Genomic DNA, 2,040 nt, shown 5'->3' with positions numbered 1-2,040 from the left:
CCCCTTAATCAGCGCCATAAAAACTCAGCTTGGGGGAGAAGAGATCCAGTAAAAACATTATTCAGGGATGTCATCAACCGCAGTCGATGACATCCCTTAAAATCATTTCATCAATATAAGTTTCTTTGTCGTAATACTTCCGCCGGATTCAAGCATGTAAATATATACTCCGCTTGGAAGGCTGCTTCCGTCAAACTTCACATAATAGCTTCCCTCAGGCTTATATTTATCCACCGGAACGGCAACCCTGTTTCCGAGTATATCGAATACTGTAATCTTTACGCGGCCCTCTTTTTTTATGGAGTACTTTATTGTTGTTGAAGAGTTGAAAGGATTAGGGTAATTCTGCATGAGGTCAAACACCTGAACCGCAGCAGGCTCCCTGCTTCCAACCGCCTCATATTCAATTTCCACAGTTTTGCCCGTGAAAGATATTTTATCTTTCCGGTTGTTATAATACATATTTAACCCGTTTGAACTAGGAGCCCAGGCATTATCCCGCTTCTCGAAAGCTTCACCTTTTATTGCGTTGCCATGATCGTCGTATGTATAAACGGATTTCATCCTGTCTGTGAAAGATCCCGATAAATTATATTGCAAAAGCTGAGCAGTCAGGTTTCCGTTACTGTCATAAGTGTAAATATTCATTGAAAAACTATCTTCTAAATAGGTGAGCCTGTTACCCGTATGGTCGTAAGTACTGCTTTGACTAAAGCTAAATACCCATTTCCCATCAATGAATACCTCGCATACACTGGTAAGAAAATTGTCATGGTCATCATAAGTGCTTGTGTATTTTTGATTTGGTATCCAGGCATTATCCTTCCATTCTTCATATAAATTTGTCAGCATATTCCCATAATTATCGTATGTGTAGGTCATTCTGAATGCTTTCGTCCAGATGCCATTCGACTGATTCTCATATACATAGGTGCGAATATTGTTGTTATTATCATAGGTAAAAGTATGTCTTATACTGTCAGCCCCTCCTTTATAAGGCCAGTATACGTCAAGCCTGGTAAGCTGATTCCCGTTTCCATCATAAGTAAAAACTTCCTTATAATGATTATGCCAGTCGCCATTCTCCCAATACTGCTCAAGAAAATCAAGCAGGTTGTCATATTTATCGTATGTATAAATAGTCCGGTCAACATTATCCCACTGGCCGTTATTCCAAAATAAATGAAGAGCATTTATGAGATTATTCTTATCATCATAACTGCTGACGGTTTTAGAATACATTTCCAGGCGGCCGTCTTTATAATTTTCAAGCAGCTCAGAGGTTTGATTCCCATTATTATCGTAGTCATAGGTGTATCTTCGAATAGTATCAACAAGAATCTTAACGGGCTTGAACATGCTGCCGTTTTGTTCAAAACTGTTGTTTTTTTGTATTCTGCTGGCTGGAGGAGCAGGGATGTTCAGTAGCCCTTTACTGCCTGAAATTTTGTGAGATAAAAGTTCCTCTTCCTCTAGTAAGGAATATCCTGGGAGTTTGTATTTTGTTCTGGCATCCTGCGGATATAAAATGACCTGCAGAATCAGTATTAAAATGCAAAAGGTCAAAAGGTTTTTCATTCTGGATTCCGGATTGACTCTGATTTCTTTTTTATAAAGAGCTGTAAATCTTAACTGAATGGTCCATTATTCTGCTGATGTAATATAACAAGAAAAAATTTATAAGTACAAGCATAAATGGAGCGCATAAAATGTAGCTTGTAGCCCAGAATGGACAGCCCTCTTTGGATAAAGAACAGAGGGCTGATGATTATCAGATCAAATTCAACGCACCCACACTTCCCAGAAGCATGTACACAAGTTTTAATTTATGCGGGGCAGTTCAGCGTTAAAAGGAACTGCTTTGGATAAGTGACGTCTGCGCCAAATTAAATTCTTAAATACCCGGAGCAGGCATACTCTGCTTCGGGCACTTTCGGCGCATAATTATCCGCTAGTCTGATTTAGTTGAATCCGGAACATATTCCAGTATATCTCCAGGCTGACAGTTAAGAGTCTTACAGATTGCTTCCAGCGTTGAAA

The 2,040-nt window shown here is 39.3% G+C and carries 2 protein-coding genes; both read right to left on the bottom strand.

The annotated features are described in order from the left end of the window. Positions 1-102: 102 nt before the first annotated feature. Positions 103-1,578 carry a T9SS type A sorting domain-containing protein gene (locus tag HF312_21505; protein ID MCU7522788.1) on the bottom strand — a complete coding sequence of 492 codons (1,476 nt, stop codon included), beginning with the start codon at positions 1,576-1,578 and terminating at the stop codon, positions 103-105. 373 nt (positions 1,579-1,951) lie between these two features. Then, positions 1,952-2,040: helix-turn-helix domain-containing protein (locus HF312_21500; GenBank protein MCU7522787.1), on the bottom strand; the 89-nt coding region annotated here is incomplete at its 5' end.

This window comes from Ignavibacteria bacterium, from assembly GCA_025612375.1.
GTDB lineage: Bacteria > Bacteroidota > Ignavibacteria > Ignavibacteriales > SURF-24 > JAAXKN01.
Note: the sequence above shows the minus strand (reverse complement) of the source record. Positions and strands in the feature narration are given on the sequence as shown.